Origin of the sequence: Zunongwangia atlantica 22II14-10F7, assembly GCF_002094855.1 — a bacterium.
In the GTDB taxonomy this organism is placed as follows: Bacteria; Bacteroidota; Bacteroidia; order Flavobacteriales; family Flavobacteriaceae; genus Zunongwangia; species Zunongwangia atlantica.
Window position 1 is genome coordinate 55,554 of the sequence record NZ_ARYN01000012.1, and the last position, 26,094, is coordinate 81,647.

The 26,094-nt window shown below is 37.7% G+C and carries 28 protein-coding genes and 1 riboswitch; of the genes, 12 read left to right on the top strand and 16 right to left on the bottom strand.

Annotated features, from left to right (window positions below; all coding sequences use genetic code 11):
* Window positions 1–5: 5 nt before the first annotated feature.
* Together thiC and thiS are read right to left on the bottom strand one after the other, a co-directional pair.
* The gene (gene thiC / locus IIF7_RS13585) at window positions 6–1,862 is read right to left on the bottom strand and encodes a phosphomethylpyrimidine synthase ThiC (RefSeq protein WP_084842243.1); all 1,857 of its coding nucleotides are present in this window, start codon (window positions 1,860–1,862) and stop codon (window positions 6–8) included.
* A gap of 45 nt (window positions 1,863–1,907) precedes the next feature.
* Window positions 1,908–2,111, bottom strand: a complete 204-nt coding sequence (gene thiS, locus IIF7_RS13590; protein ID WP_084842244.1) for a sulfur carrier protein ThiS — start codon at window positions 2,109–2,111, stop codon at window positions 1,908–1,910.
* Window positions 2,112–2,285: 174 nt separating this feature from the next.
* A riboswitch (TPP riboswitch) is annotated at window positions 2,286–2,382 on the bottom strand.
* A 182-nt stretch (window positions 2,383–2,564) separates the two neighbouring features.
* On the opposite strand from thiS, the gene IIF7_RS13595 reads away from it, so the two are divergent.
* From IIF7_RS13595 to IIF7_RS13610, 4 genes are all read left to right on the top strand, one after another.
* Window positions 2,565–3,014, top strand: coding sequence for a 6-pyruvoyl trahydropterin synthase family protein (locus IIF7_RS13595; RefSeq protein ID WP_084842245.1), 450 nt, complete (start codon window positions 2,565–2,567; stop codon window positions 3,012–3,014).
* Between the two features lie 51 nt (window positions 3,015–3,065).
* Window positions 3,066–3,443 carry a rhodanese-like domain-containing protein gene (locus IIF7_RS13600; RefSeq protein ID WP_245801640.1) on the top strand — a complete coding sequence of 126 codons (378 nt, stop codon included), beginning with the start codon at window positions 3,066–3,068 and terminating at the stop codon, window positions 3,441–3,443.
* A gap of 49 nt (window positions 3,444–3,492) precedes the next feature.
* Window positions 3,493–4,254, top strand: coding sequence for a UDP-2,3-diacylglucosamine diphosphatase (locus IIF7_RS13605; RefSeq protein ID WP_084842246.1), 762 nt, complete (start codon window positions 3,493–3,495; stop codon window positions 4,252–4,254).
* Between the two features lie 207 nt (window positions 4,255–4,461).
* Window positions 4,462–4,905 carry a protease complex subunit PrcB family protein gene (locus tag IIF7_RS13610; RefSeq protein ID WP_084842247.1) on the top strand — a complete coding sequence of 148 codons (444 nt, stop codon included), beginning with the start codon at window positions 4,462–4,464 and terminating at the stop codon, window positions 4,903–4,905.
* Between the two features lie 259 nt (window positions 4,906–5,164).
* Here IIF7_RS13610 and IIF7_RS13615 read toward each other — a convergent pair whose 3' ends face one another.
* From IIF7_RS13615 to IIF7_RS13625, 3 genes are all read right to left on the bottom strand, one after another.
* Entirely contained in the window at window positions 5,165–5,527 is a 363-nt protein-coding gene (locus tag IIF7_RS13615; RefSeq protein ID WP_084842248.1) for a hypothetical protein, read from the bottom strand.
* A gap of 506 nt (window positions 5,528–6,033) precedes the next feature.
* Entirely contained in the window at window positions 6,034–7,728 is a 1,695-nt protein-coding gene (recJ, locus tag IIF7_RS13620) for a single-stranded-DNA-specific exonuclease RecJ (protein WP_084842332.1), read from the bottom strand.
* A gap of 89 nt (window positions 7,729–7,817) precedes the next feature.
* Complete coding sequence (locus IIF7_RS13625; protein WP_084842249.1) at window positions 7,818–8,165, bottom strand: HopJ type III effector protein; 348 nt, start codon at window positions 8,163–8,165, stop codon at window positions 7,818–7,820.
* Window positions 8,166–8,242: 77 nt separating this feature from the next.
* Here IIF7_RS13625 and ade point away from each other — a divergent pair, with 77 nt between their 5' ends.
* Entirely contained in the window at window positions 8,243–9,865 is a 1,623-nt protein-coding gene (ade, locus tag IIF7_RS13630; RefSeq protein ID WP_084842250.1) for an adenine deaminase, read from the top strand.
* A gap of 47 nt (window positions 9,866–9,912) precedes the next feature.
* Window positions 9,913–10,377, top strand: a complete 465-nt coding sequence (locus tag IIF7_RS13635) for a hypothetical protein (protein ID WP_084842251.1) — start codon at window positions 9,913–9,915, stop codon at window positions 10,375–10,377.
* On the opposite strand, the gene IIF7_RS13640 is transcribed toward IIF7_RS13635, so the two are convergent.
* Genes IIF7_RS13640 through IIF7_RS13650 form a run of 3 tightly spaced genes read right to left on the bottom strand, consistent with a single transcriptional unit; the run spans window position 10,372 to window position 12,676 of the window.
* Window positions 10,372–10,941, bottom strand: a complete 570-nt coding sequence (locus IIF7_RS13640) for a uracil-DNA glycosylase family protein (protein WP_084842252.1) — start codon at window positions 10,939–10,941, stop codon at window positions 10,372–10,374. The two genes, IIF7_RS13635 and IIF7_RS13640, sit on opposite strands and share 6 nt — an antisense overlap.
* Window positions 10,941–11,612 (bottom strand): 16S rRNA (cytidine(1402)-2'-O)-methyltransferase, encoded by a 672-nt coding sequence (gene rsmI / locus IIF7_RS13645; protein ID WP_084842253.1) that lies wholly within the window; start codon window positions 11,610–11,612, stop codon window positions 10,941–10,943. The genes IIF7_RS13640 and rsmI overlap by 1 nt, the downstream gene beginning before the upstream one ends.
* A 5-nt stretch (window positions 11,613–11,617) precedes the next feature.
* Window positions 11,618–12,676: a prolipoprotein diacylglyceryl transferase gene (locus IIF7_RS13650; protein ID WP_084842254.1), complete on the bottom strand. Its 1,059-nt coding sequence runs from the start codon at window positions 12,674–12,676 to the stop codon at window positions 11,618–11,620.
* 102 nt (window positions 12,677–12,778) lie between these two features.
* Between IIF7_RS13650 and IIF7_RS13655 the strand changes: the two genes are divergently transcribed.
* The 6 genes from IIF7_RS13655 to IIF7_RS13680 all read left to right on the top strand — a co-directional run bounded on the left by IIF7_RS13655 (window position 12,779) and on the right by IIF7_RS13680 (window position 19,761).
* Window positions 12,779–13,426 (top strand): thymidine kinase, encoded by a 648-nt coding sequence (locus IIF7_RS13655; protein WP_084842255.1) that lies wholly within the window; start codon window positions 12,779–12,781, stop codon window positions 13,424–13,426.
* Window positions 13,419–14,525, top strand: coding sequence for an alanine racemase (gene alr, locus IIF7_RS13660; RefSeq protein WP_084842256.1), 1,107 nt, complete (start codon window positions 13,419–13,421; stop codon window positions 14,523–14,525). The genes IIF7_RS13655 and alr overlap by 8 nt, the downstream gene beginning before the upstream one ends.
* A gap of 66 nt (window positions 14,526–14,591) precedes the next feature.
* Complete coding sequence (mscL, locus tag IIF7_RS13665) at window positions 14,592–15,032, top strand: large conductance mechanosensitive channel protein MscL (RefSeq protein WP_084842257.1); 441 nt, start codon at window positions 14,592–14,594, stop codon at window positions 15,030–15,032.
* Window positions 15,033–15,278: 246 nt separating this feature from the next.
* Window positions 15,279–16,268, top strand: a complete 990-nt coding sequence (locus IIF7_RS13670) for an aspartate-semialdehyde dehydrogenase (protein WP_084842258.1) — start codon at window positions 15,279–15,281, stop codon at window positions 16,266–16,268.
* Between the two features lie 95 nt (window positions 16,269–16,363).
* The gene (locus IIF7_RS13675; protein ID WP_084842259.1) at window positions 16,364–18,532 is read left to right on the top strand and encodes a prolyl oligopeptidase family serine peptidase; all 2,169 of its coding nucleotides are present in this window, start codon (window positions 16,364–16,366) and stop codon (window positions 18,530–18,532) included.
* A gap of 254 nt (window positions 18,533–18,786) precedes the next feature.
* The gene (locus tag IIF7_RS13680) at window positions 18,787–19,761 is read left to right on the top strand and encodes an ABC transporter ATP-binding protein (protein WP_084842260.1); all 975 of its coding nucleotides are present in this window, start codon (window positions 18,787–18,789) and stop codon (window positions 19,759–19,761) included.
* A gap of 61 nt (window positions 19,762–19,822) precedes the next feature.
* Here IIF7_RS13680 and IIF7_RS13685 read toward each other — a convergent pair whose 3' ends face one another.
* The 8 genes from IIF7_RS13685 to IIF7_RS13720 form a co-directional block, all read right to left on the bottom strand.
* Window positions 19,823–20,272, bottom strand: coding sequence for a transcription elongation factor (locus tag IIF7_RS13685; protein WP_245801641.1), 450 nt, complete (start codon window positions 20,270–20,272; stop codon window positions 19,823–19,825).
* A 10-nt stretch (window positions 20,273–20,282) separates the two neighbouring features.
* A complete protein-coding gene (mtgA, locus tag IIF7_RS13690) occupies window positions 20,283–20,975 on the bottom strand; it encodes a monofunctional biosynthetic peptidoglycan transglycosylase (protein ID WP_084842262.1) in 693 nt (230 codons plus the stop codon).
* Complete coding sequence (locus IIF7_RS13695) at window positions 20,972–22,087, bottom strand: NAD(P)/FAD-dependent oxidoreductase (RefSeq protein ID WP_084842263.1); 1,116 nt, start codon at window positions 22,085–22,087, stop codon at window positions 20,972–20,974. Before IIF7_RS13695 ends, mtgA begins: the two co-directional genes overlap by 4 nt.
* Window positions 22,088–22,250: 163 nt before the next feature.
* Window positions 22,251–23,600 (bottom strand): acetyl-CoA carboxylase biotin carboxylase subunit, encoded by a 1,350-nt coding sequence (gene accC, locus IIF7_RS13700; RefSeq protein WP_084842264.1) that lies wholly within the window; start codon window positions 23,598–23,600, stop codon window positions 22,251–22,253.
* 54 nt (window positions 23,601–23,654) lie between these two features.
* A complete protein-coding gene (accB, locus tag IIF7_RS13705) occupies window positions 23,655–24,152 on the bottom strand; it encodes an acetyl-CoA carboxylase biotin carboxyl carrier protein (RefSeq protein WP_084842265.1) in 498 nt (165 codons plus the stop codon).
* 17 nt (window positions 24,153–24,169) lie between these two features.
* Complete coding sequence (locus tag IIF7_RS13710; protein WP_084842266.1) at window positions 24,170–25,165, bottom strand: beta-ketoacyl-ACP synthase III; 996 nt, start codon at window positions 25,163–25,165, stop codon at window positions 24,170–24,172.
* 179 nt (window positions 25,166–25,344) lie between these two features.
* Complete coding sequence (gene rpmF / locus IIF7_RS13715; RefSeq protein WP_084842267.1) at window positions 25,345–25,542, bottom strand: 50S ribosomal protein L32; 198 nt, start codon at window positions 25,540–25,542, stop codon at window positions 25,345–25,347.
* A 13-nt stretch (window positions 25,543–25,555) separates the two neighbouring features.
* Entirely contained in the window at window positions 25,556–26,089 is a 534-nt protein-coding gene (locus IIF7_RS13720; protein WP_084842268.1) for a YceD family protein, read from the bottom strand.
* Between the last annotated feature and the right edge of the window lie 5 nt (window positions 26,090–26,094).

Here is a 26,094-nt window from a genome sequence, read left to right on the forward strand (position 1 = left end):
GAAAATTATAAGTAAACTTCGCTTCCTTTCTTCTTAAACTCTTCAGATTTTTCTTCCATTCCTTTTATGATGGCTTCCTCACTGTCGAGTCCGTTTTCCTTCGCGTAATTCCGTACATCCTGTGTGATCTTCATGGAGCAGAAATTAGGACCGCACATCGAGCAAAAATGCGCCACTTTCGCATTTTCTGACGGTAAAGTTTCATCGTGGTAAGCACGTGCCGTATCTGGATCTAAAGCCAGATTAAATTGATCTTCCCATCGAAATTCGAACCTCGCTTTACTCATTGCGTCGTCACGATGTTGCGCTCCCGGGTGACCTTTCGCCAAATCTGCCGCATGGGCAGCGATCTTGTACGTAATCACACCCTCTTTTACATCTTCTTTATTCGGTAAGCCAAGATGTTCTTTGGGAGTTACATAACATAACATGGCACAACCGTACCAACCAATCATTGCTGCTCCAATTCCGCTGGTAAGATGATCGTAACCCGGCGCGATATCGGTGGTTAGCGGGCCAAGCGTGTAAAAAGGAGCTTCGCCACATTCTTCCAGTTGCTTATCCATGTTTTCCTTGATCATGTGCATCGGGATGTGCCCAGGACCTTCAATAAAACACTGCACATCATGCTTCCAGGCGATTTTGGTTAATTCGCCCAGCGTTTCTAGTTCGGCAAACTGGGCATAGTCATTCGCATCGGCAATACTTCCCGGTCGTAAACCATCACCAAGTGAAAACGCCACATCGTAAGCCTTCATAATTTCACAGATTTCTTCGAAATGGGTGTATAAAAAGCTTTCCTGATGATGCGCCAAACACCATTTTGCCATGATCGAACCACCCCGAGAAACGATTCCCGTTACTCGTTTTGCGGTATGTGGAATGTATTTTAAACGAACACCGGCATGAATGGTAAAATAATCTACGCCCTGTTCAGCTTGTTCGATTAAAGTATCCCTAAAAATTTCCCAAGTCAGGTTTTCGGCTTTTCCGTTTACTTTCTCTAAAGCCTGATAGATTGGTACAGTTCCAATGGGTACTGGCGAATTCCGAAGAATCCATTCACGCGTTTCGTGGATATTTTTTCCGGTAGAAAGATCCATTATCGTATCGGCTCCCCAGCGGCAGGCCCAAACTGCTTTTTCAACTTCTTCTTCGATCGAAGAACTTACCGCAGAATTCCCAATATTAGCATTGATCTTTACCAGAAAGTTTCGACCAACGATCATGGGTTCACTTTCAGGATGGTTAATATTACTTGGAATAATGGCGCGACCTCTGGCCACTTCATCCCTAACAAACTCTGGCGTGATCACTTTGGAAATATTCGCTCCAAAACTTTCACCGGGATGCTGCTTGGTAATTGACGTAATTTCCTGAAGTTTTTGATTTTCACGAATGGCAATAAATTCCATTTCCGGAGTTATAATGCCTTGCCGCGCGTAATGCATTTGCGTTACGTTTTGCCCGGGTTTTGCTTTTAAAGGTTTCCTGATGCGCTTAAAACGTAGTTCATCAAGCTTTTCATTTTCTTCTCGCTCACGACTGTATTCAGAAGAAAGTCCACTTAACTGTCGTACATCTTCCCTGGCGGCGATCCACTGCTGGCGAATGGGTTTTAAACCCTGCCTAACATCAATTTCTACTTTAGGATCTGTATACGGGCCACTAGTATCATACACCAAAACAGGTTCGTTTGGGGTACGTGTACCGTTAAATTTATCGATGGTGTCATCGAGTTTGATCTTTCGCATAGGCACGTTTACATTTTGGTGTATTTGCCCTTTTACGTAGATCTTTTCTGAATTTGGAAAAGGCGCTCTACTAATCGCCTGCTCGCGTGGTAACTGGTTAGGTTTCATGCTTTACTGGTTTAGGTTGATTTTTTATTTTTTCTGAAATACGTATCAACCGCCTTGTGTAGCACGAATAACCAGCACATTATTTCCTTCTTCCAACAGCGTATGTTCCCACTTAGGTTTAGAAATAATCTCGTTGTTAATCGCAATGGCAATCCCTGAAGGCTTGATCCTTAGCTGCTCCAAAAGTTCATGAAGCTTTACAGGTTCTTTAAAAGAATGAATTTGGTTGTTTACGTTTACAGTTATCATATCCTTAGATTTTTAATAGCTGTAAACCAAGGGGAATTGTCCCTGAAGAAAAGTGAATAAATCTCGTGGTTTCTCCACGAACCAGGAATCGAATTTTAATTTTTTATTCTGAAAACAAGTCTCTAATTCAGAATAACTCTATAGAATTTAGCCTAATATTGGCTAAAATCGATTCAAAGTTTTCGTACTTTTTCCTTCGCAGATGCTAATCTGGATCAGGTTCAAAGGGTGTTATCTCAGCCAAATTTAATTGGCACCCCTAAAGTTTACACTTTCAAAGTTAACTGAAAATTATCGGGATAAAAAAATGCTGAAGCCTTAATCTTCAAAATTGATTACACTTTTAATACCTTTGCTTCAAAATAATTCCTAAAAATCATGAGTCGATTTTATACAATTTCAGCTTAGATTTTAAGGGAATTAAAATATACACGGTACACATAAAATTTCGGTATGGCAAAGATTAGGATCACCAAGCAATTTTCTTTTGAAACAGGACACGCGCTTTACGGCTACGACGGTAAATGTCGCAATGTTCATGGCCATAGTTATAAACTTAGCGTGACCGTTATTGGAGAGCCTATCACAGATACCGAAAATGTAAAATATGGTATGGTGATCGATTTTGGCGACCTAAAAAAAATCGTAAAGTCTGAAATTGTAGACCAGTTTGATCATGCTACCGTTTTTAACCAAAACACGCCACACCTGGAGCTTGCTAAAGAATTGCAGGATCGTGGGCATCATGTAATTTTAGTGGATTATCAACCTACCAGTGAAAATATGGTGATCGATTTTGCTGAAAAAATAAATAAACATTTACCAGATCATATAAAACTGCATTCGTTAAAACTTCAGGAAACTGAAACCAGTTTTGCTGAATGGTACGCCAGCGATAACTAAGATTATCGATTTTTTGAGTATATTTTTCATTTCTAAAAGCATCAATTAAAAGTGAATCCAACTGTTCTTGCCATTATTCTCGTTGTACTTTTGGGCTCTTATTTTGTGCTCAAGAATTTCAAGAATAGCAAAACAGATCATTCGCTGAAGGGAAAGAATATTAGTCAGTTTCAAATCTTAGATGTTCGTACTCCCAAGGAATTTAGGCAGGGACATATTAAAAATGCTATTAATTTTCCGCTTAGCGATATCAATTCAGAAAATCTAAAAAAGCTGGATAAAGAGCTTAATTATATTACCTATTGTGCGCATGGATTGCGTAGTATAAAAGCTAGTAAAATCCTAAAAGAAAATGATTTTAAGGTCACTAATGGCGGCTCGATTAAAGATCTTCAGAAATTAATGGCGTATTCAGAAAAAAGAAACTAATCGCGCTTTGCAAGTTTCTGTTAACTTTGCAAAAGTTAAGCAACGACCAATGACCATTCCCGAAGGAAAAAAAGTATATTTTAGCAGTGATAATCACCTTGGCGCTCCCACAAAAGAGGCTAGCAACCCCAGAGAAGCGATATTTGTTAAGTGGCTGGATGAGATTAAACACGATGCATCTGCGATCTTTTTACTAGGCGATCTTTTCGATTTTTGGTTTGAATATAAACATGCCGTTCCAAAAGGCTTTGTTCGAGTGATGGGAAAACTGGCCGAACTTAAAGACAGCGGAATTCCTATTTACTTTTTCGTCGGAAATCACGATTTATGGATGGAGAATTATTTTGAAGAAGAACTGAATATTCCCACGTATCGCCGTCCGCAGGAATTCGAATTTAACGGAAAGAACTTTTTAATTGGTCACGGTGATGGATTAGGTCCCGGAGATCACGGCTATAAGCGCATGAAAAAAGTTTTTACCAATCCTTTTGCAAAATGGCTTTACCGATGGCTTCATCCCGATATCGGAATTCCTTTAGCGCAATATTTTTCAGTTAAAAACAAACTCATTTCTGGTGACGAAGATGCAAAGTTTTTAGGTGAAGACAACGAATGGTTAATCCAGTATTGTAAACGGAAACTAGAAACTAAACATTATGATTTTTTTCTTTTTGGTCACCGCCATTTACCTATGGAAATTAAGCTGAAAGAAAATTCTAAATACATCAACACCGGCGATTGGATCACACATTATACTTATGCTGAATTTGATGGAAAAGATTTACACTTGAAGAAGTTGAAGGAGCAGTAGGCAGTTGCAGTTTACAGTAAGCAGTCTCAGTTGGCAGTTTTTAGGAAAAAATTAGCGATGGGCTTTGAGCCATTAGCGTTTAGCGATCAGCTTTTAACTTGATCAATGTTGGTAAAATTTGTTATCTTTCAATTCAGCTAGCCTAAAAATATTACCTACGCAAAAGCAACCTAAAGTGGATTTCGGTATCTTTAAAAAAAGATAAATATGTCCGCTTTAAAATCAGCTTCGCTATTATTTTTTATTTTTCTATTTTCTGGATGTTCCAGTGACGATGCCGAAGTAGTTATTGAGAACCTGTCTTATGAAATTATTTTTGAGAGCCAGCTAAGCTATTCCAGAGGAGAAAAAATACCTAAACAATATAAGGTTTTTACAGATCGGGAAGACTGGTTAGACTTTATTCCAACTATTGAAGAGGTAAATCCAGATCGAGCAGAAAACTTAGAAAACATAGATTTCGATTTTACCAATGCGAATTTAATAATTGTAATTGGTGAGTTTTATAATTCCTGCTGCACTAAGATCACGATAAATCAGGTTTATAAAAGAAGTGATAATATCATCGTAGATTTTGAAGAAAGCGAACCTGGAGTTGCAGGTGCTTTGAGTCAGACTTATTTATTAATAAAGACTCAGAAGCAGAATTAGCAGTCTTAGTTTGCAGTTTTCAAGAAACAATTTTCAATGGGTTTTGAGCCATTAGCGTTTAGCTTGAAAGTTTTAAAATTTTAGGTCGAAACTATCAAATCTTGGATATTATTCTTTTGAAATCTGAATTCTGACTAAGATTCACTTCTCGAGACAATTGCTCCTAAACTCACAATCACTCGAAGTGAAAGGTTTCTCAATTCAAAATTCAACATAAAGCATATAATCTCTAGATTCTAACATCTAATTGCAAAGCAGTCTAATTTTTAGATTCGAATTCTAAGTAATAATGAAGTCTCATTTTAAAAATTGTACCTTCTACAAGGTCGCAGATTTCATTTAATTCGAAAGCATTTACAGCAAAATCCATTTTTTGAAGAGGAGATTTAAGCAAAATATTACGTTCACAAATCTCTGAACTAACACATCGAGAACAGTTAGGATTACGATGTTTAGCAATCTGAATATTTTCTGAAAAGAGTACAACTTCTTCCGGTAGCAAATAGAACCCCATATCTTTAAAAACTAGTTGAACACGGTTTTCATCGGTATTCGCTATTCCGTTTTTCCATTTAAAAGATATTCCGGTCTCGTTGTGGTAAATAACATCTACATCTTCCATACTTCGGTTTTAAGCAGGTTTCTTTCAAAGATAATAATATTATTTAAAATGAGTCTAAATTAAGAAGAGTTTAGAGTTTACGGTTGACAGTTTACATAGATTTTAGCCATTAGCTTTCAGCTTTTAGCTATCAGCATGATTTTGACTTTATTTGAGAAAAGAGTTTCCTCTCGACCGGAGCCTCGCCCGGCAGGCAAGCGGAGCGGAGAGATCTTAATTATAATATAAGTTCTTGAATAGATTGCTTCACCCGCCTGCCGGCTGGCAGGGTCGAAATGACGACTTTATTAGCTGTAGCTTATCAATCTGAATCGCTAAAATTTAAACTTGAAAATATCGAATCTTGGACATTATTCTTTTATAATTCTGAATTCTACTAAGATCCACTTCTCGATACAATTGCTCATAAATTCGCAATCACTCGAAGTGACAAGCTTTTGCATTCAAAATTCAACATTAAAGAATCTATATTTTAGACTCTAACAGCGAAGCGATCTAAAATCTAACTACTCCTTGATATCCTTAAATCGTAGCTGTAAAGAAACATTTCCGTTCCATTCGTTTTCATCTACAGAATATACAGCACTAAAGCTTTTTTTATCTTTTATAATATCCAATTTCTCGCCAAGATTAAAGCCAATTACATTAAAAGAAGACTTGTTTTCAAGCTGTGTAACTCGGCACTTTAAATGGGTTTCTTCTTTCCCCACACATTTCCCAAAACCAGAATCGGTTAAATTTCGAGACATAAAAACGGGAGACATATTTCCAGGGCCAAAAGGAGCAAATTGCTTCAGGATTCGCCAAAATTTAGGTGTGATTTCATCTAATTCCAGTTCAGCATCAATACTAATTTCCGGAGTGAGCAATTTCCTGTCGATGGTTTCAGTAACTACTTCTTCAAACTTCCTTTTAAAATTCTCGTATTCTTCTTCTTTGATCGTTAGGCCCGCTGCATACATGTGCCCGCCAAACTGCTCAATATGATCCTGGCAGGCTTCTAAAGCATTGTAAACATCAAACCCTTTTACAGATCTTGCCGAAGCTGCCAACTTATCCCCGCTCTTCGTAAAAACTAAAGTCGGGCGATAATAGGTTTCTGTTAATCGGCTGGCCACAATGCCAATAACTCCTTTATGCCAATGGTCGGCATAAACAACAGTACTTAACCGTTCCTGCTCTTTTAATTCTTCAATTTGTACTAAAGCTTCAGCAGTAATTGATTTATCAGCATCTTTTCGGCTGGCGTTGTGATGTTCAATTTCAGAAGCGAATTGCTGTGCTTGTTCCTCGTTTTCTTCGGTAAGTAACTCAACCGCATGCAAACCATGCTTCATTCTTCCAGCGGCATTTATTCTTGGAGCAATAACAAAAACAACATCGGTGATGGTGATGGTTTCTTTTTTAAGCTGACTCAATATCGCTTTAAATCCCTGGCGTGGTGCTACATTGATCACATGCAAACCATGATAGGCTAAAATTCGGTTTTCACCGGTAATTGGCACGATATCGGCACCAATGGCAGTCGCTACCAAATCTAAATAAGGCAACAAAACTTCAATGGTATCACCTCGTTTTTCAGCCAATGCCTGAATCAATTTAAAACCTACACCGCAACCACATAATTCTTTATAAGGATATTCGCAATCTTCCCGTTTTGGATCGAGAACCGCGGCGGCTTCAGGAATAGTAGCGCCCGGGCGGTGGTGATCACAAATCACAAAGTCGATTCCTTTTTCTTTCGCATAAGCTACTTTATCGATGGCTTTAATTCCGCAGTCTAAAGCAATGATCAGGCTAATATCATTATCGGCCGCAAAGTCGATTCCCTGATAAGAAACGCCGTATCCCTCGTTATATCTATCTGGAATATAAGTTGCGACATTTGGATAGCGGGTTTTTAGGTAAGATGACATCAGCGCCACGCTGGTGGTTCCATCTACATCATAATCACCATAAACCATAATATTTTCTTCTTCAGCCAAGGCCTTTTCGATTCTGGCCACGGCTTTATCCATATCTTTCATCAAATATGGATCGTGAAGATCTTTAAGATTAGGCCTAAAAAACTTCTTAGCTTCTTCGAAAGTCGTAATATCACGTTGCGCTAAAAGTTTCGCAATAGGTTTTTCTACGCCCAAAGATTGCATCAAAGAATTTACAATTTCGGGATCGGGATTTGGTTTAATGGTCCAGCGGATATTCATCTACATTTATCTTCTTTACACACAAAAATTACCTGAAAAGTTCGATAATTCAGGAAATACTATCGACTTAAATTACAAAGAAATTACTTTACAGGCTGCAAAGCTTCAGAATCAAAAGCGATTCCGCTCCAGCCGGTTTTCATAAAGTTTCGAATATTCTGGTGACTATCACCTTCAGGATCATTTAAAACACCTTCAAAATAATGTTCTGCAAAAAGGGCTAAAGTTGTCTCTTCACTAAGTTCTTTTAGTAATCCTAAAGCAAAGATTTTGCAGCTTCCGTTGTTAGTGCCGGCTTCATTATAAATTTCGCCATTCTTAAAAGAGGCTGGAGAAAATTGATAATATTCGTCGATCAAAGCCATAGTTTGCTTAAAATCTGCAGATTTTGGATTGGATTTTACCTGTTCTAAATAGTCTTGAAGTGTCATGATCTTATGTTTATAAAGTCGCTAAAATATAAGTTCCCAATTTAATTTGTTACTTTCAACATCCAATAAATTTACAAATGAAGATCGTAAAAGGGCAACTGGTTGATATCGAGAACCAACGGATTTTTTCTGCGGAAGTTCACATCGAAAATAAAAAGATCGTCAAAATTAAAGAATCTCAGCATAACGAAAAGCTGTTTCTTATGCCCGGGTTTATTGATGCGCATATTCATATAGAAAGTTCGATGCTTGTGCCTTCAGAATTTGCTCGTGTGGCAAGTATTCACGGTACGGTGGGCACGGTTTCAGATCCGCATGAAATTGCTAATGTTCTTGGTATCGACGGTGTAAATTTTATGATCGAAAATGGTAAAAAAGTCCCTTTAAAATTTCATTTTGGAGCTCCAAGTTGTGTGCCGGCGACCACTTTTGAAACTGCCGGAGCGGTTATCGATGCTGAAGCAATTAAAGAACTAATGCAATCTCCAGATATTTTTTACCTGACAGAAATGATGAATTATCCCGGGGTTTTATATGATGATGCTGAAGTGCTCGAGAAAATAAAATGGGCGCAGCATTTTAAAAAACCAGTCGATGGTCACGCACCAGGTCTTCGCGGAAAAGATGCCGAAAAATATGCAAAAGCAGGTATTAGTACAGATCACGAATGTTTTACGTACGATGAAGCTAAAGAAAAGTTAGACCTGGGGATGAAAGTGATCGTAAGAGAAGGCAGCGCTGCTAAAAACTTTGAAGCGCTTATCGATCTTTTACCCGATCATTATCAAAATATGATGTTTTGTTCAGACGATAAGCATCCAGATGACCTGGTTTTAGGACATATTAATCAGCTTTGTGAACGTGCGGTTGCCAAAGGAATGGATGTTTTTAAAGTCTTGCAGGCCGCCTGTATAAACCCGGTGCAACATTACAATTTGAATGTTGGTTTGCTGAAAGAAGGCGATGCAGCCGACTTTATTTTGGTTGAAAATCTGACCAATTTTAAAGTTCTGGCCACGTATATCGACGGAGAAATTGTTGCTGAAAATGGCGAATCTCATATCCCTTCAGTCGAATTTAAAACGCCTAATAATTTTAATATTTCTGAAAAGTCTACTGAAGATTTTAAACTTGAAGCCTCGACAAATCTGGTTAGAGTGATCGAAGCTTTGGATGGTGAATTAATTTCTAACGAGATCGAAGCCAATGCTGTTTTAAAAAATGGCTCACTTTCATCGAATATCGACCAGGATATTTTAAAGATTTCAGTAGTAAATCGCTACGAAAACAAAGCGCCTTCCGTAGCATTTATAAAAAATTTCGGACTCAAAAAAGGAGCGATCGCCAGCTCGGTTGGGCACGATTCCCATAATATTATTGCTGTGGGAACCAGCGACGAAGAAATTTGCAGTGCAGTAAACCTCATCATCAAAAACAAAGGTGGAATTTGTGCGGTAAATAACCAAGATCAAAAATCATTAGCATTGCCCGTTGCCGGAATTATAAGTGATAAAGATGGCTGGGAAACCGGAAAATTATACCAGGAAATCGATAAAATGGCCAAAGAATTAGGAAGCACTTTAAAAGCACCATTTATGACCTTGTCGTTTATGGCTTTATTGGTGATCCCAGACCTAAAATTATCTGATAAAGGCCTGTTTAGCGGTAAAAAATTTGAGTTCGTAAATATCTTAAAATAAACGCGCAACCATTTCTAATTTTTCGCATCCACCTGGAAAACAACATCATGAAAAAATTAAGCTTTCTCCTGCTGATGTTTTCGGTGTTATCATTTTCTTCCTGTGAAGATGATCACGAAGACGACATTGTTTGTTGCACCATTTATGATTATGAGATTTTTATTCTGCCTGAAAATGCTGATGGTGAAAATCTAATTGAAACCGGTGCGATCACTACTGAAAATGTAAAACTTTATTATCAGAATGACGGAAATTGGAGATCTTCCAATAATTTTTCTTTCATTGAAGATTCAGAAGGGCAAGATATACTACGATTTTTTGCGAGTGATAAACTCGATGAAAACGATCGATCTGAGACCCGACTGGTAATCAACGGTGTTGAAGAATTTCTAACTACTGAATTTAATACTGAAAATGGTGCGATCATCACCAAAATCTGGCTAAATGAGGAAGTTGTTTTTGATACCAGTTCAGAAAATGAAAATGGGAATTTAATCGAAATCACCTTATAAAATCTCCCTGACCAGTTGCTGAACTTCAGGAATCATTTTTTCATCGAACCAGGGATTCTTTATTCGCCAAAATCGGTTTACCGGCGATGGATGTGGCAGGGGTAAAAATTCGGGTAGAAATTCATCGAAATTCGATACTTTTTCGGTTAAATTTTTATGCTTCGATTTTGGCAAATAATAGCTGGAAGCATACGAACCGATCAAGATCTTAAGCTTTACATTTTCTAATTTTTCAAAAACCTGATGATGCCAAAGTGGGGCACATTCTTTTCTTGGCGGCAAGTCTCCGGTTTTCGCTTTCCCGGGATAACAAAAACCCATTGGCAAAATGGCAAAATTGGCTGGATCGTAAAAAGTTTCATCATCTACATCCAGCCATTCTCGTAATTTCTTACCACTTTGATCTTTCCAGGCAATTCCAGACTCGTGTACAACCCTACCCGGTGCCTGGCTAATCAAAATGATCTTTGAATTTTTTACAGCTTCGATAATTGGGCGTGGCCCCAATGGCAAGTGCTCCCGGCAAACATCGCAAGCGCGTATTTCCTTCAGGAGATCCTGCATTATTTATTTCCGGATACAATGATTACAATTTCTCCTTTTGGTGGTTTTTGCGTATAATGTTTTAAAACTTCTTCCGCAGTACCTCTTATGGTTTCTTCGTGAAGTTTAGTGATCTCACGCGATACCGAAACCTGTCTATCAGTACCAAAATATTCGGTGAAATGGGTAAGCGTTTTTATAAGTTTATGTGGCGATTCGTAGAAAATCATGGTTCGGTTTTCTTCTGCCAGTAGTTTTAAACGCGTTTGGCGTCCTTTTTTAACCGGCAAGAAACCTTCAAAAACAAATTTATCATTAGGCAATCCACTATTTACCAAAGCTGGTACAAAAGCGGTTGCTCCCGGTAAACAATCTACTTCTACGCCAGCTTCTACGCACGCACGTGTTAATAAAAATCCAGGATCTGAAATTGCAGGTGTCCCTGCATCGCTAATTAAAGCAAAAGTTTGACCAGCCTGCATTCTTCCCACTAACTGATCTACCGTTTTATGCTCGTTATGCATGTGATGGCTTATCATTTGGGTTGTAATATCAAAATGCTTCAGAAGTTTACCGCTGTTACGTGTATCTTCAGCAAGAATCAAATCTGCTTCTTTTAAAACCTTTATGGCTCTAAAAGTGATATCTTCAAGATTACCTATTGGAGTGGGAACCAAAAAAAGCTTTCCCATAAATGTTATTGAAATTTATTAGCGATTACTTCTACAAATCGATCTTCGTACTGCTCTTTTCCTTCCCAGTTATTATAATCTGGTTTTACCACTAACTGAATGAATTTATAAGCTTCACTAAAATCGCTAAAGGTGTTTAACTGCGAAAGCACACGATTATAATCTGATGCATTTCCTGCAAACAAATGTTTTATGTAAGCCAGGCGATCGTTTAATCCAATACTAATGCCGCTTTTTAATCGATCATTTACAGAGCGTGGTCGTTGTTCACTTTGGCGATTATTTAAAGGTTCAAAATCTGGCAGGTTATCATAATCTACACCAATTTGTCTAAAATCGCCATTATCTGAAGGTTTAGGAGGCTCCTGATTTTCGAAAAGTTTAGGCGCTTCCTTAGGCTGTTCTGGCTCTGGTGTTGGTTCTGGATCATTCTTAGCTTCTGGCTCAGGCTCGGGTTCTGATTTTTTAGGCTCAAAGATTGGTGGCTCAGCAAAATGCTCTTCAGGAATCTCTGGCGTTTTTATCGTTTCTGGCTCGGCAGATTTTGGCTCTTCAGCTCTTGGTTCTTCTGTTTGCTCGGTCGGTTTAGTTGGTTCTGGTTGTCGCCTGGTATTTTCAGGTGCTGTTTCCTGCTCAGTTTTTAACTGAGACCAATCTTCATTAAGCGCCTGCATTAAGCGATCTAACCCCTCAGTTTCTGGTGGCATTTGTGCCACAATATCTTTAATTTTTTCAGTATTAGGTTCAGTTATCGCATCACTATCATTAAACTCAGTTCCATCCGGAACGTAATATTTCCCTTCCTTATTAGTGGTTTGAGTTTGAGTTCTTGAAGGCTGTGGTTTAGAAGGTGCGTAAGTATCTTCAGCATAACTTACTGTTTCTAAAGCGGGTTGCTCTTCTGGTTTTTCCTCTTCCAGATTAGCATATGTAAATTGTAATATGGTAAGTTTTTCATAAAGAACTTTAGCTTCCTGCTTCAGCTGATCGATTTGCTTCTCTGCATCCCCTTCTAATATCTTTTGCGCCAGCTTTTTCAATTCAGCTTCTATCGTCTTCTTCATAACTTTAATGATTAGCCCTTCTTACAGGGTTGGATTTTTAATAAATTTGTTCCACCTTTATACAAAAGAGGTTATTTCCCATTTCGATCTGAAAATTACAAAATGTTTCTCGAAAATACAGTAAATCACGAAGAGCAATTTGGCTGGATAGAGGTTATTTGCGGTAGTATGTTCTCTGGAAAGACTGAGGAACTTATCCGTCGCCTTAAACGTGCTCAATTTGCCAAACAAAATGTTGAAATCTTCAAACCCGCTATCGACACCCGGTACGACGAGGAAATGGTGGTTTCTCATGATGCTAATGAAATTAGGTCTACACCCGTACCTTCTGCATCCAATATTCGATTATTAGCAGATGGTTGTGATGTGGTAGGAATTGATGAAGCGCAGTTTTTTGATGATGAAATTGTAACGGTTTGTAATGATCTTGCCAACAGGGGAATTCGGGTTGTAGTTGCAGGTTTAGATATGGACTTTAAAGGGAATCCTTTTGGCCCTATGCCAAACCTTATGGCAACGGCAGAATATGTAACCAAAGTACATGCGGTTTGCACCCGAACGGGAAATCTTGCCCAGTATAGTTACCGAAAAGCAATTAGTGACGATTTGGTTTTTCTTGGCGAGACCGAAGAATATGAACCTTTAAGCAGAGCGGCTTACTACAAGGCAATGAACCAGGAGAAAGTTAGACGAATGAATGTGAAAGATGCCGAAGTGATAAAGCCTAACTTAAAAGAAAAAAATGCCTAAAGCCCAGGAAACGGTTCTAGAAATAGATCTTAAATCTTTAGAACATAATTACAATTATTTACGTTCTAAAATTGCACCAACGGTAAAAATGATGGCCGTGGTAAAAGCTTTTGCCTATGGTAGTGACTCGGTTGCGATCGCTGCTAAACTCGAAAAAGCAGGGATAGATCAATTTGCAGTTGCCTACACTAAAGAAGGAGAAAACTTAAGAGCTGGCGGGATAGAAAAGCCTGTAATGGTTTTGCACCCACAGTCTCATAATTTTCAAAATATTATAGACAATTGCCTTACCCCAAGTCTATACAGCAAACATATTTTAACCGAATTTATTAAAACTGCCAAGGAGTTAAAGCTTCAGGACTATCCTGTACACATTAATATTAACACTGGTTTAAATAGATTGGGATTTGCTGCGGAAGAAATTGATGATGTTATTTCAATTTTCAAAAATACTTCAGCAGTAAAACTGGTAGGGATGTATTCTCATTTAGGTGCCAGTGAAGATTTAGCTGAAAAAGAATTCACTTTATCACAGATAGGCAAATTCAAGGAGATTTCAGAAAAAATTATAAAGGCTTTTGATCATAAAATCCTACGTCACTTATGCAATACTTCAGGAATTTTAAATTATCCTGAAGCTACTTTCGATATGGTGCGTACAGGAATCGGACTTTATGGCTACGGAAACTCTGCCGAGCAGGATAAGATTTTAAAACCAGTAGGCACGCTAAAAACCATTATCTCTCAAATTCATCATATTAAAGCTAAAGAGAGCGTTGGTTACAACCGTGGATTTATCGCCAAAAGAGATACTATCACAGCAACTTTACCTTTAGGCCATGCTGATGGTATTAACAGAATCTACGGAAAAGAAAAAACAGCGGTACTTATAAATGGTAAAGACGCACCAATTATTGGTAATGTTTGTATGGATATGCTAATGGTTGATATTACAGATATCGATTGTAAAGAAGGTGACCAGGTAATCATTTTTGGTAAAGAAAGAAGTGCTGAAAAATTTGCCAATAATGCTGGGACAATCTCTTACGAACTTATCACTTCGATCTCCCAGAGAGTTAAAAGACTTATAATTGATTAGATTCCGATTAGAACTTAAGATTTTTTCAGTAATATTATAATACTATTAACCATCAAATCTTATTTTATGAGCTTTTATTCAGACTTTAAAAAGTTTATAATGAAAGGAGATATAGTTGCTCTTGCTACGGCTGTAGTGATGGGTGCTGCCTTTAAAACCATTGTAGACTCTGTCGTAAAAGATGTGATTACCCCAATTATCGGCGTACTTACAGGAGGAACCGATTTTACCCGAAAATTTATTGCCTTAGATGGCCAAACTTACGCCAGCCTTGCAGAGGCACAGGAAGCTAAGGCTGCAGTGATTACTTATGGTAATCTAATTCAGGCCATTATCAATTTTCTAATTGTCGCATTATTTATATTTTTGTTTTTAAGAGCATACGAAAAGACAAAGAAAAAAGAAGATCCAAAACCTGTTGCAGCTCCAAAAGGTCCTTCTCAGGAAGAGCTTTTAGCCCAAATTAGGGACGAACTGAAGAAACAAAATGGCGCTTCGCCAGAATAGCCGCAGGCTTTAAAAATACGTGCACCGCTATACTGCACATTTTAAGTAGCAATATGTATAATTAAACCCCTCTTTTTAAGAGGGGTCTTTTTTTTAACAAATATCACAAATACGTTTAAAAAGCTAATTTAATCTCAAAAAAAAGAATTATTAGATCGATAGATCCTAACAGGTATAATACATTTGTAACGAAACTTAATTTAAAATTCTAAAACCATCTGCCAAAGCAGATAAAATTAATTAATAATGAAAGTAGCAGTTGTTGGCGCTACCGGAATGGTAGGGCAGGTTATGTTAAAAGTACTAGCCGAAAGAGATTTTCCTATAACCGAATTATTACCGGTTGCATCTGAAAAATCTGTTGGAAAGAAGGTAACCTATAAGGATAAAGAATATACGATTATTAGCCTTGCTGATGCTGTTGCTGCCAAACCAGAAATCGCTATTTTTTCTGCGGGTGGAGATACTTCTTTAGAGTGGGCTCCAAAATTTGCTGAGAACGGAACTACAGTTGTAGACAATTCTTCAGCATGGAGAATGGATCCTACCAAAAAACTGGTAATCCCAGAAATTAACGCTTCAGAATTAACAAAAGAAGATAAGATTATCGCTAATCCTAACTGTTCTACGATTCAGTTATTAATGGCTTTAAAACCACTTCACGATAAATACACTATTAAGCGTGCAGTAGTTTCTACTTACCAGTCGATCACCGGTACTGGCGTAAAAGCAGTACAGCAATTAGAAAACGAATACGAAAACAAAGAAGGTGAAATGGCCTATCCTTATCCAATTCATCGTAATGCTTTACCGCATTGTGATGTTTTTCAGGATAATGGATATACCAAAGAAGAAATGAAACTGACTAACGAAACTAAAAAGATCTTAGGAGACGATTCAGTTTCAGTAACCGCTACAGCAATTCGTATTCCTGTTGTTGGTGGACACAGTGAATCTGTAAACTTGGAGTTTGTAAATGATTTTGAAGAAAGCGATGTTCGTAAACTTTTAAATGATTTCCCAGGTGTTACCGTTCAGGATAATCCAGATACTAATACATACCCAATGCCAATTTATGCTGAAGGTAAAAATGATGTGTTTGTAGGTAGAATTCGTCGTGATTACTCACAACCAAATTCACTAAACCTTTGGGTGGTAGCAGATAACTTAAGAAAAGGAGCTGCAACTAATGCTGTCCAAATCGCAGAATACTTAATGGAAAACAAACTAGTTTAAGTTTATTTTCCTTTCAAAATATATTTACGAGGTTGTTGTTTTCAGCAACCTCGTTTTTTATTTATAAATTTAAGCTCTCCTTAAAACCTCACACGATGAAAAAAATGATCATAGGAGTCTTTACCCTTGCCGCGCTGGCTTCCTGTAAAGATTCTGAAGAAACAAAAAAAGAAAAAGAAACTGCTTTGAATTTAAACTATCCCGAAACCAAAAAGGTAGATACCATAACCGATTATTTTGGTACTAAAGTTAAAGATCCTTATCGCTGGCTAGAAGACGACCGCAGTGCTGAAACCGAAGAATGGGTAAAGGCTGAAAACAAAGTTACTTTTGGATATTTAGATAAGATCCCATTTAAGGAAGACTTAAAAAAACGTCTTTCTGAAATATGGAATTACGAGAAAATCGGCGCTCCTTACAAAGAAGGAGATTATACTTATTTCTCAAAAAATGACGGCTTACAAAACCAATATGTGATCTATCGCCGTAAAAATGAAAATGACGAACCTGAAGTTTTTCTTGATCCAAATAAATTTAGCGAAGACGGAACCACTTCTTTAAGCGGATTAAGTTTTTCTGAAAACGGAAAAATGGCTGCTTATAGTATTTCTGAAGGTGGTAGCGATTGGAGAAAAGTGATCGTTTTAGATGCTGAAACCAAAGAAGTTGCTGAAGATACCCTTATTGATATCAAATTCAGTGGTATTTCCTGGAAAGGCAACGAAGGTTTCTATTATTCTAGCTACGAAAAACCTGAAGGAAGCCAGCTTTCAGCAAAAACAGATCAACACCGTCTATTCTATCACAAAATTGGGACACCGCAATCTGAAGATAAAATGATCTTTGGTGGTACACCAGAACAAAAACATCGATATGTGGGTGGTAGTGTAAGTGAAGACAATAAATATTTGTTTATCTCTGCCCGAAATTCGACGTCTGGAGGGAAACTTTTTATGATGGATCTTAGCAAAAATAATCCTGAATTAAAGACTATTATCGGCAACGAAGACACTGATACTTATGTGATCGAAAACGAAGGAAGCAAACTTTATATCGTTACTAATCTTGATGCCCCAAACCAACGAATTGTAACCGTAGATGCTGCAAACCCATCTCCAGAAAACTGGAAAGATTTTATCCCAGAAACCGAAAATGTACTTAGCCCATCTACCGGTGGTGGTTATTTCTTTACAGAATATATGGTAGATGCTGTTTCGCAGGTAAAACAATACGATTACAACGGGAAACTGGTTCGTGAGATCGAATTACCTGGATTAGGCTCAGCCGGTGGTTTTGGCGCTAAAAAAGATGCTGATACTCTGTATTATTCGTTTACAAATTACGTGACTCCGGGTACTATTTATAAGTATGATATTAAAGAAGGAACTTCAGAGGTTTACAACAAACCAAATATTAACTTTAACCCAGATGATTACGAAAGTCGACAGGTTTTCTATAAATCTAAAGATGGCACAAAAATCCCTATGATCATCACGGCTAAAAAAGGAGTAGAGCTTGATGGTAAAAACCCAACGATCTTATACGGTTACGGCGGATTCAATGTAAGCTTAACGCCTTCTTTTAGCACCGCAAACGCTGTTTGGTTAGAACAGGGTGGAGTTTACGCCGTTCCAAACCTACGTGGTGGTGGTGAGTATGGTCGCGAGTGGCATGATGCGGGTACTAAAATGCAAAAGCAAAATGTATTTGATGATTTTATCGCTGCAGCCGAATATCTAATTGAAAATAAATATACCTCTAAAGATTATTTAGCAATTAGAGGTGGTTCTAATGGTGGGTTATTAGTTGGAGCAACAATGACGCAACGACCAGATCTTATGAAGGTAGCTTTGCCTGCTGTAGGCGTTATGGACATGTTACGTTACCACACTTTTACAGCCGGAGCAGGTTGGGCGTACGACTACGGAACTTCTGAGGACAGTAAAGAGATGTTTAACTATATCTATGATTATTCGCCGGTTCACAATGTAAAAGAAGGAACCGAATATCCTGCAACTTTGGTAACCACGGGAGATCACGATGATCGTGTGGTGCCTGCACATTCTTTTAAGTTCGCAGCTGAATTACAGGAAAAACAAGCCGGCGATGCACCTGTGCTTATTAGAATTGAAACCAAAGCCGGTCACGGTGCCGGGAAACCAACCAGCATGATCATTGAAGAATATGCTGATATTTTTGGTTTCACTTTATACAATATGGGCTTTGACAAGCTCCCAAGTGAAAATACAGAATTGAAGGATTAGATTATTGAATCCCAATAAAGCAAGTCATCCTGAACTTGATTCAGGATCTCATCATGCTTTTAAAATTCAATATGGGATTCTGTGCCTCCCCATAGCTATCGGGACGGAATGACAAAAATCTTACTTGCCCAAAAAGCAATAAGAATTAAAAAAATATCCCGCCTGGTTTTAAAATTCAATAAAATCTGGCGGGTTTTTTATTTCCCAAAATTTCAAATTTGGGTATCTTCAGCCTTCCTAAAACAACACCAATTATGCTGAAGTTAGAAAACGTATCCTTTGCTTACGAGAATGGAGAACAGGTTTTAGACAATATCAATTTAACCGCAAAGCGAGGTGAAAATATCTCAATTATTGGGGAAAGTGGCTGCGGAAAAAGTACGTTACTTCAGCTTATTTATGGCTTACTGCATACCGATGGGAAAATCTTTTGGGGAGAAGAAGAATTACTTGGGCCGAAATTCAATTTGGTGCCCGGTGAAGATTTTATAAAATATCTGGCGCAGGATTTCGACCTGATGCTTCCGCTAAGTGTTGCCGATAATGTGGGGAAATATCTTAGTAATATGTATCCCGTAAAGAAGAAAAAACGTATTCAAGAATTACTGGAAGTGGTAGAAATGGAAGATATGGCCGATAAAAAAACCAAACTTTTAAGCGGTGGCCAACAGCAGCGTGTAGCACTTGCCCGCGCACTCGCTAAAGAACCAGAAATGGTTTTACTAGATGAACCATTTAGCCACATTGACCACTTCAGAAAAAACAATCTTCGGCGCAAAGTTTTTAAATACCTGAAAGAACAAAATATTACCTGTATTATTGCCACACACGATATTACCGACGCGCTTTCTTTTGCCGATACTACCATGGTTTTAAAAGATCATAAAATTTATGCAAAAGCAAGTCCTGAAGACTTATATAACAATCCGCCAAACAAATATGTTGCCTCATTGTTTGGCGATGTTAATGAAGTAATGCTAAAAGATATCGTTCAGGAAGAGACCTCTAGCAAAAAGATCATTCTTTATCCTGAAGAACTAAAAGTGAGCCGAAAATCACCAATTAAAGCTACCGTGATTGACTCCTATTTTAAAGGAAATAATTACTTAATTGAAGCCGAACTTAACGGAAAAACTGTTTTTGCTGAACATCGCTCGGCTATTCCCAGCGGTGCTCCCGTATATTTTGTGATCTCAAAACCACTAATCGAGAAGCGAAAAAAACAGTAAACTCCTCGGGGTATCATACCCTTTGACGGAGCCAATAAACCTAAGTCACTTATCAAATAAATTACTCTACACTGGTAATTGTGTTTCTAATTCCATTAAATTCGAATTCTTCTCCATCAGTTTTCCCCATAAGCAAGCGGGCTACAGGGGAATTTCCTCCCACTGCATAGAAAGTTTCATTGTTGTAATCCATTTTACCCGCAGGAATACTTATAAAGTAATTTGAAGCTGAAGTCTTTACAAGACAGCCTAATTGTATACGTTTAGAAGATTCCCTGTTTTTGGCCAGTTTTAGCGTATCTTTTTGTTGTTTAAATTCTTTTAATTGATTGGATAATTTGTTCCATTCCTCACTCATCATTTCTCGGCCGGTCTCGTATTTATCGCCGGCACTGTTTTTTCCTTCGCTTTCCATATCTTCTTCAAGATCCTTAAGCGATTTTACAATACGCTGAATTCGAGATTCTACATATTCTTCGCACATTGTGTACAAATGGTCTTTTGTCGTCAAAATCTAGGTTTTATTCTTTTACTTTTCTTGGTTTATCTAAATCAAATTCTCCGTAATATTTCATTTGCTGGGTGATCCAGTTTTTTCTTCCGCTTATATAATTACTGGCAGGATTAGCCCTATATTCTCGCGGATTTGGTAAAATTGCAGCAATCGCCGCAGCTTCATTAGGGTTTAAATTCGCAGCTTCTTTCCCGAACCAGCTTTTTGCAGCAGCCTGTGCCCCATAAACACCTTTGCCCATTTCAATACTATTTAAATAGACTTCCAGGATGCGTTCTTTGCTCCATAAAAGTTCTATTAAAAAGGTAAAATAAGCTTCTAGACCCTTACGCACATAATTTCTGCCGGGCCATAAAAAAGCATTTTTAGCAGTTTGCTGCGAAATGGTACTGGCACCACGAACTCGCTTGCCCTTTTTATTGTTTTCTATTGCCTTTTGAATGGCTTCGATATCAAAACCGCTATGTGATTCAAAATTCTGATCTTCGCTACAAATCACAGCAAGTTGCAGATTTTTCGAAATTTCTTCGATAGGTACCCAATCATGTTTTATTTCTTCATCCGGATGCTCGAAATATCGAATTGCCATTAAAGGCGTAAATGGTAACGGAATCCATTTAAAAATAAGCACCAGAAAAAAACTAATTAGAAAAAACCACCCTATAAGTTTCGCTATAAATCGAAGTATCTTTTTTATCATTCGCTAATTTTTGCCAGTTCTTTTCCTACTAAACTTCCTATGGCGATTCCCATTCCGCCTAATTTTACACCGTAAAAAACATTAGCCGATAATCGACCAATTTCAGGTTTTTTATTTTTGCCCATTCCCATAATCCCGCTCCATCGCTGGTCGATCTCGAATTCCTGATTAGGCAAAATCGTTGTTTTCAACAGCTCTTCTAATTTCTGCTGAATGAGTTCTGTTTGCCCAAATTGGATGGTTTCTTCTCCTATCATATCCAGGTTTCTTCCTCCGCCTAAAAGAATTCTATTATTAATATTTCTGAAATAATAAAATCCCTTATCTAAATGAAACGTCCCCTTAATCTGAAGATTTTCTATGGGTTTTGTCACCAAAACCTGAGCTCTTGCTGGTTTTACTTCACTAATCCCAAATTCGGAAGCAAAACCATTTGTAGCGATAAATAACTTTCTACACTCCACCTCGAAATTCGATGTTTTAACGATCACTTTATTGCCCAAATCTTCAAAATTTTGGACGGCAATATTATTCAAAATTCGGATACCTTTTTTATAAATTTTTCGCAATAATTCACTCATCATCTTCCCGGTATCGATCTGTGATTCAAACGGACTAAATATTTGATTTTCTATAGTGTTTTTAAATCCGAATTTATTTTCAGAAAGCATAAAACAGTCGGTTTCAAAAACTTCTTGAAGCAATTGATTAATATTGGGCATTTCAGCAACACATTTTTCAAAGAGGGCTTTGTCTTTTTCTAAAAATATCTCGTAACCGCCGTGATTCTTAAATCCTATTTCTTCATCGCCCAAATTCTTCCGAAGTAATTTTAATCCGTTTAATCTTTTCTGAATTAAAGCAACAACTTCTTCTTCTGGTAATGTTTTTAGATCCTCCAAGATCTCAGAAAGGCTTCCGAAACAGGCAAAACCGGCATTTTTTGTACTGGCTCCCTCTGGTAAAAGTCCTTTTTCAAGAATTAGAATATTTGAACCCGGATAATCTTTATGTAGCTGAAGCGCACAATTTAAACCTGTGATACCACTACCCACGATTACAAAATCTACATCAGACAGCCAGCTTTTTTGCTCCCAATAAGAAAAATTCATCCTAAAAATTTATAATCTTAAATTACATAAAGTTTTATAATTTGAGCAGCATTTAAAGGAAAGCGGACAAATTTTCTGAATAGATTAAGAAAATCCTTAAAATCTGGTCATAAAAAAAGCCTCGTAAAAAACGAGGCTTAATTTTATAGAAAATCGATATTGATTATTCTTCTGGTGCATTCATTTTAAAATCGTCCATAAATGCGGTGGTATAATTACCAGCAACATATCTTGGATCGTCCATCAACTGGCGGTGGAAAGGAATCGTAGTTTTAATTCCTTCGATAATAAATTCGTCTAAAGCACGCTTCATTTTATTGATCGCTTCTTCACGGGTTTGTGCAGTAGTGATCAATTTAGCGATCATCGAATCGTAGTGCGGCGGAATTATATATCCACTATACACATGCGTATCGATACGAACTCCGTGACCTCCCGGTGCATGAAGATTTTCAATTCTTCCCGGTGATGGTCTAAAGTTATTATAAGGATCTTCAGCATTAATACGACATTCGATAGAATGTAATTGTGGCTCGTAGTTTTTTCCTGAAATTGGCACTCCAGCTGCCACTAAAATTTGCTCACGAATAAGATCGTAATCGATAACCTGTTCTGTAATTGGGTGCTCTACCTGGATACGAGTATTCATTTCCATAAAATAGAACTTACGGTGTTTATCCACTAAAAATTCTACCGTACCAGCACCTTCATATTTAATAAATTCTGCTGCTTTAACCGCGGCTTCTCCCATTTGCTTACGCAACTTTGGCGTCATGAATGGCGAAGGAGTTTCTTCGGTTAATTTTTGGTGACGACGTTGTACTGAACAGTCTCTTTCTGAAAGGTGACAGGCTTTACCTGTTTGATCACCAATTACCTGAATTTCGATATGGCGAGGCTCTTCGATAAGCTTTTCCATATACATCCCATCGTTACCAAAAGCGGCACCAGCTTCCTGACGTGCAGAATCCCATGCTGCCTGAAGATTTTCTTCTTTCCATACAGCACGCATTCCTTTACCACCACCACCGGCGGTAGCTTTAAGCATTACAGGAAAACCTATTTCTTTTGCTAATTTTTGGCATTCTTCGAAATCTTCTAAGATCCCTTCAGACCCCGGAACACAAGGAACTCCTGCAGCTTTCATTGTAGCTTTAGCAGTAGCCTTATCCCCCATCTTGCTAATCATTTCTGCAGATGCACCGATAAATTTAATATCGTGTTCTTCACAAATCTTAGAGAATTTAGCATTTTCTGAAAGGAAACCGTATCCTGGGTGAATAGCATCGGCATTAGTTATTTCTGCAGCCGAAATTATATTTGAAATCTTTAAGTAAGATAAACTACTTTGAGGAGGACCTATACATACTGCTTCATCTGCAAATCTTACGTGAAGACTATCTGCATCTGCAGTAGAATAAACCGCTACCGTCTTTATCCCCATCTCTTTACAAGTACGGATAATACGCATTGCGATCTCTCCCCTATTGGCAATTAATATTTTTTTAAACATACCTGTGGTTTTTATTTACAGGAATTAGCATCCCTGCACACTAATTGGCAAGAATTAAGAAGGATCTACTAAGAATAAAGGCTGATCGAATTCTACCGGAGACGAATCGTCTACCAATACTTTTACGATTTTACCAGAAACTTCACTTTCTATTTCGTTGAATAGTTTCATAGCCTCTATCACACATAGAACATCTCCCTCTTTGATAGTATCACCAACCTCTGCAAAAACAGGTTTATCTGGTGAAGGCTTACGGTAAAAAGTTCCGATAATTGGAGATTTTACAGTAACATATTTAGAAGAATCTTCAGCTGGTTTAGCTTCTTCTTTAGGTGCAGCTTCTTGCGGTGCAGCAGGAGCAGTTGCCTGTTGTTGTACCGGCATTTGCGGTTGTACCTGTCCACCCATTGGCACATGTTGCACAACTGTGGTTTCTTTTTCGTCTGAGCCTGTTCTAATCGTAATTTTCACATCACCGGTTTCCAGTTTTACCTCACTGGCACCAGACTTGGCAACAAACTTTATTAAATTCTGAATTTCTTTTAAATCCATAATAATAAGGGTGTTATTTAAGAATTATAAGCCCATTTAAGATACGTAGCTCCCCAAGTGAAACCACCTCCAAATGAAGCAAATATTAGATTATCTCCTTTTTTAAATTTCTTCTCGTAATCACTAAGCAACAATGGTAAGGTTGCAGAAGTTGTATTACCGTATCTTTCGATATTCATTAATACCTTTTCATCTTCTACTCCCATTCTACTCGCTGTAGCTCCAATAATTCTTTTATTGGCCTGGTGAGCAATTAACCAATCTACATCCTGGTTTGTTAAGTTATTACGCTCCATAATCTGAGCACTTACACCAGACATATTGGAAACAGCATATTTAAATACTGTTTTCCCATCTTGTTTTACGTAATGAAGTTTTTTAGCTATAGTTTCTTCTGAAGGAGGTAAAAGAGAGCCTCCTGCTTCAATTCTTAAAGAATTTCTACCTATAGAATCGCTACGTAGAATTTCGTCTTGTAAACCGTAACCATCACTATTTGGTTCCATTAATACCGCACCGGCACCGTCACCAAAAATAATACAGGTTGTTCTATCTGTATAATCAATGATTGAAGACATTTTATCTGCTCCAATTACAAGTACTTTTTTATATCTACCAGACTCTATATATGCAGCACCAGTAGACATTGCATATAAAAATCCTGAACAAGCTGCTTGTAAATCGTAAGAAAAGGCATTAACCGCACCAATCTCTGAAGCTACGTGAACTCCCGTTGCTGCAACCGGCATATCTGGTGTTGCAGAAGCAAGAATTACCATATCGATCTCTTTAGGATCTAAGCCCGCTTTGTTAATAAGGTCTTTTGCTGCCTGAATCCCTAAGTATGAAGTTCCTTTGTTGGGATCTTTTAAAATTCTTCTCTCCTTAATTCCAGTTCTGGTAGTAATCCATTCATCATTGGTTTCTACCATCTCTTCCAACATCTTGTTGGTTAACACATCTTCTGGCACATAGCCACCTACAGCTGTTATGGCTGCTGTGATTTTATTCATAGAATTGAATTTATACACCTTGTTTGCAGCTGGTTAGTGTACAAACAATTTGAGAAATGTACTAAAATTTCTGTAAACAGGGGTGCAAATTAAGGTCTTTTTGGGACTTAATCAACTAAAAACAAAAAACTCCCACGTTGTGAGAGTTTCTATATATTTCTTTGAAGCCCTAATCAAAATTAAGCTTCTATTTCTTCAGTGTTATCAATTAACACCTGACCACGGTAATATAATTTACCTTCGTGCCAGTGAGCTCTGTGATATAAATGTGCCTCACCAGTTGTAGGGTCTGTACCAATTTGTGGTGCAGTTGCTTTATAATGAGTTCTTCTCTTATCCCTTCTGGTTTTAGATATCTTTCTCTTTGGATGTGCCATGGCTTACTATTATTTAATCGTTTAGTAAATTTTTTAATTTATCCCATCGGGGATCAATCTCGTCCCCATCTTTCTTTTCCTTATTGCCTAAGCTTAATTCTTCCAGTTTATCCAACACCTCAGATTTTAGTGTCCCGTCTTCTACGCCAGGATGAATCTTTTTTGCTGGTACTGCAAGAACAATAAGTTCGTAAATATATTGCTGTACGTTGATTTCAAACTCTCCATGAGGAATAATTAGTAAATCTTCATTATCATCATTAAACTCTTCCCCAAACTTTATAACCAAATAAAGACTACTTTCTATTGGTTGATCATAAGGTTCGTTTGTGATGTCACAATTCACATTTACCGTTCCCGAAGCTTCAAAAGTAAGCTCCATCATGGTTGTTTTCTTTTCGAATAACAGGTCGATTTTTACATCTGCACTGTTAAACTCCTCGTACTCAAAATGCTCAAAGAACTCATTGTTAATCTCGTACTCAAACTGGTGCTTCCCAAGCTTTAACCCCACAAAAGGAATCGTATAGGCTTTCATTTTCCTCATTTCGT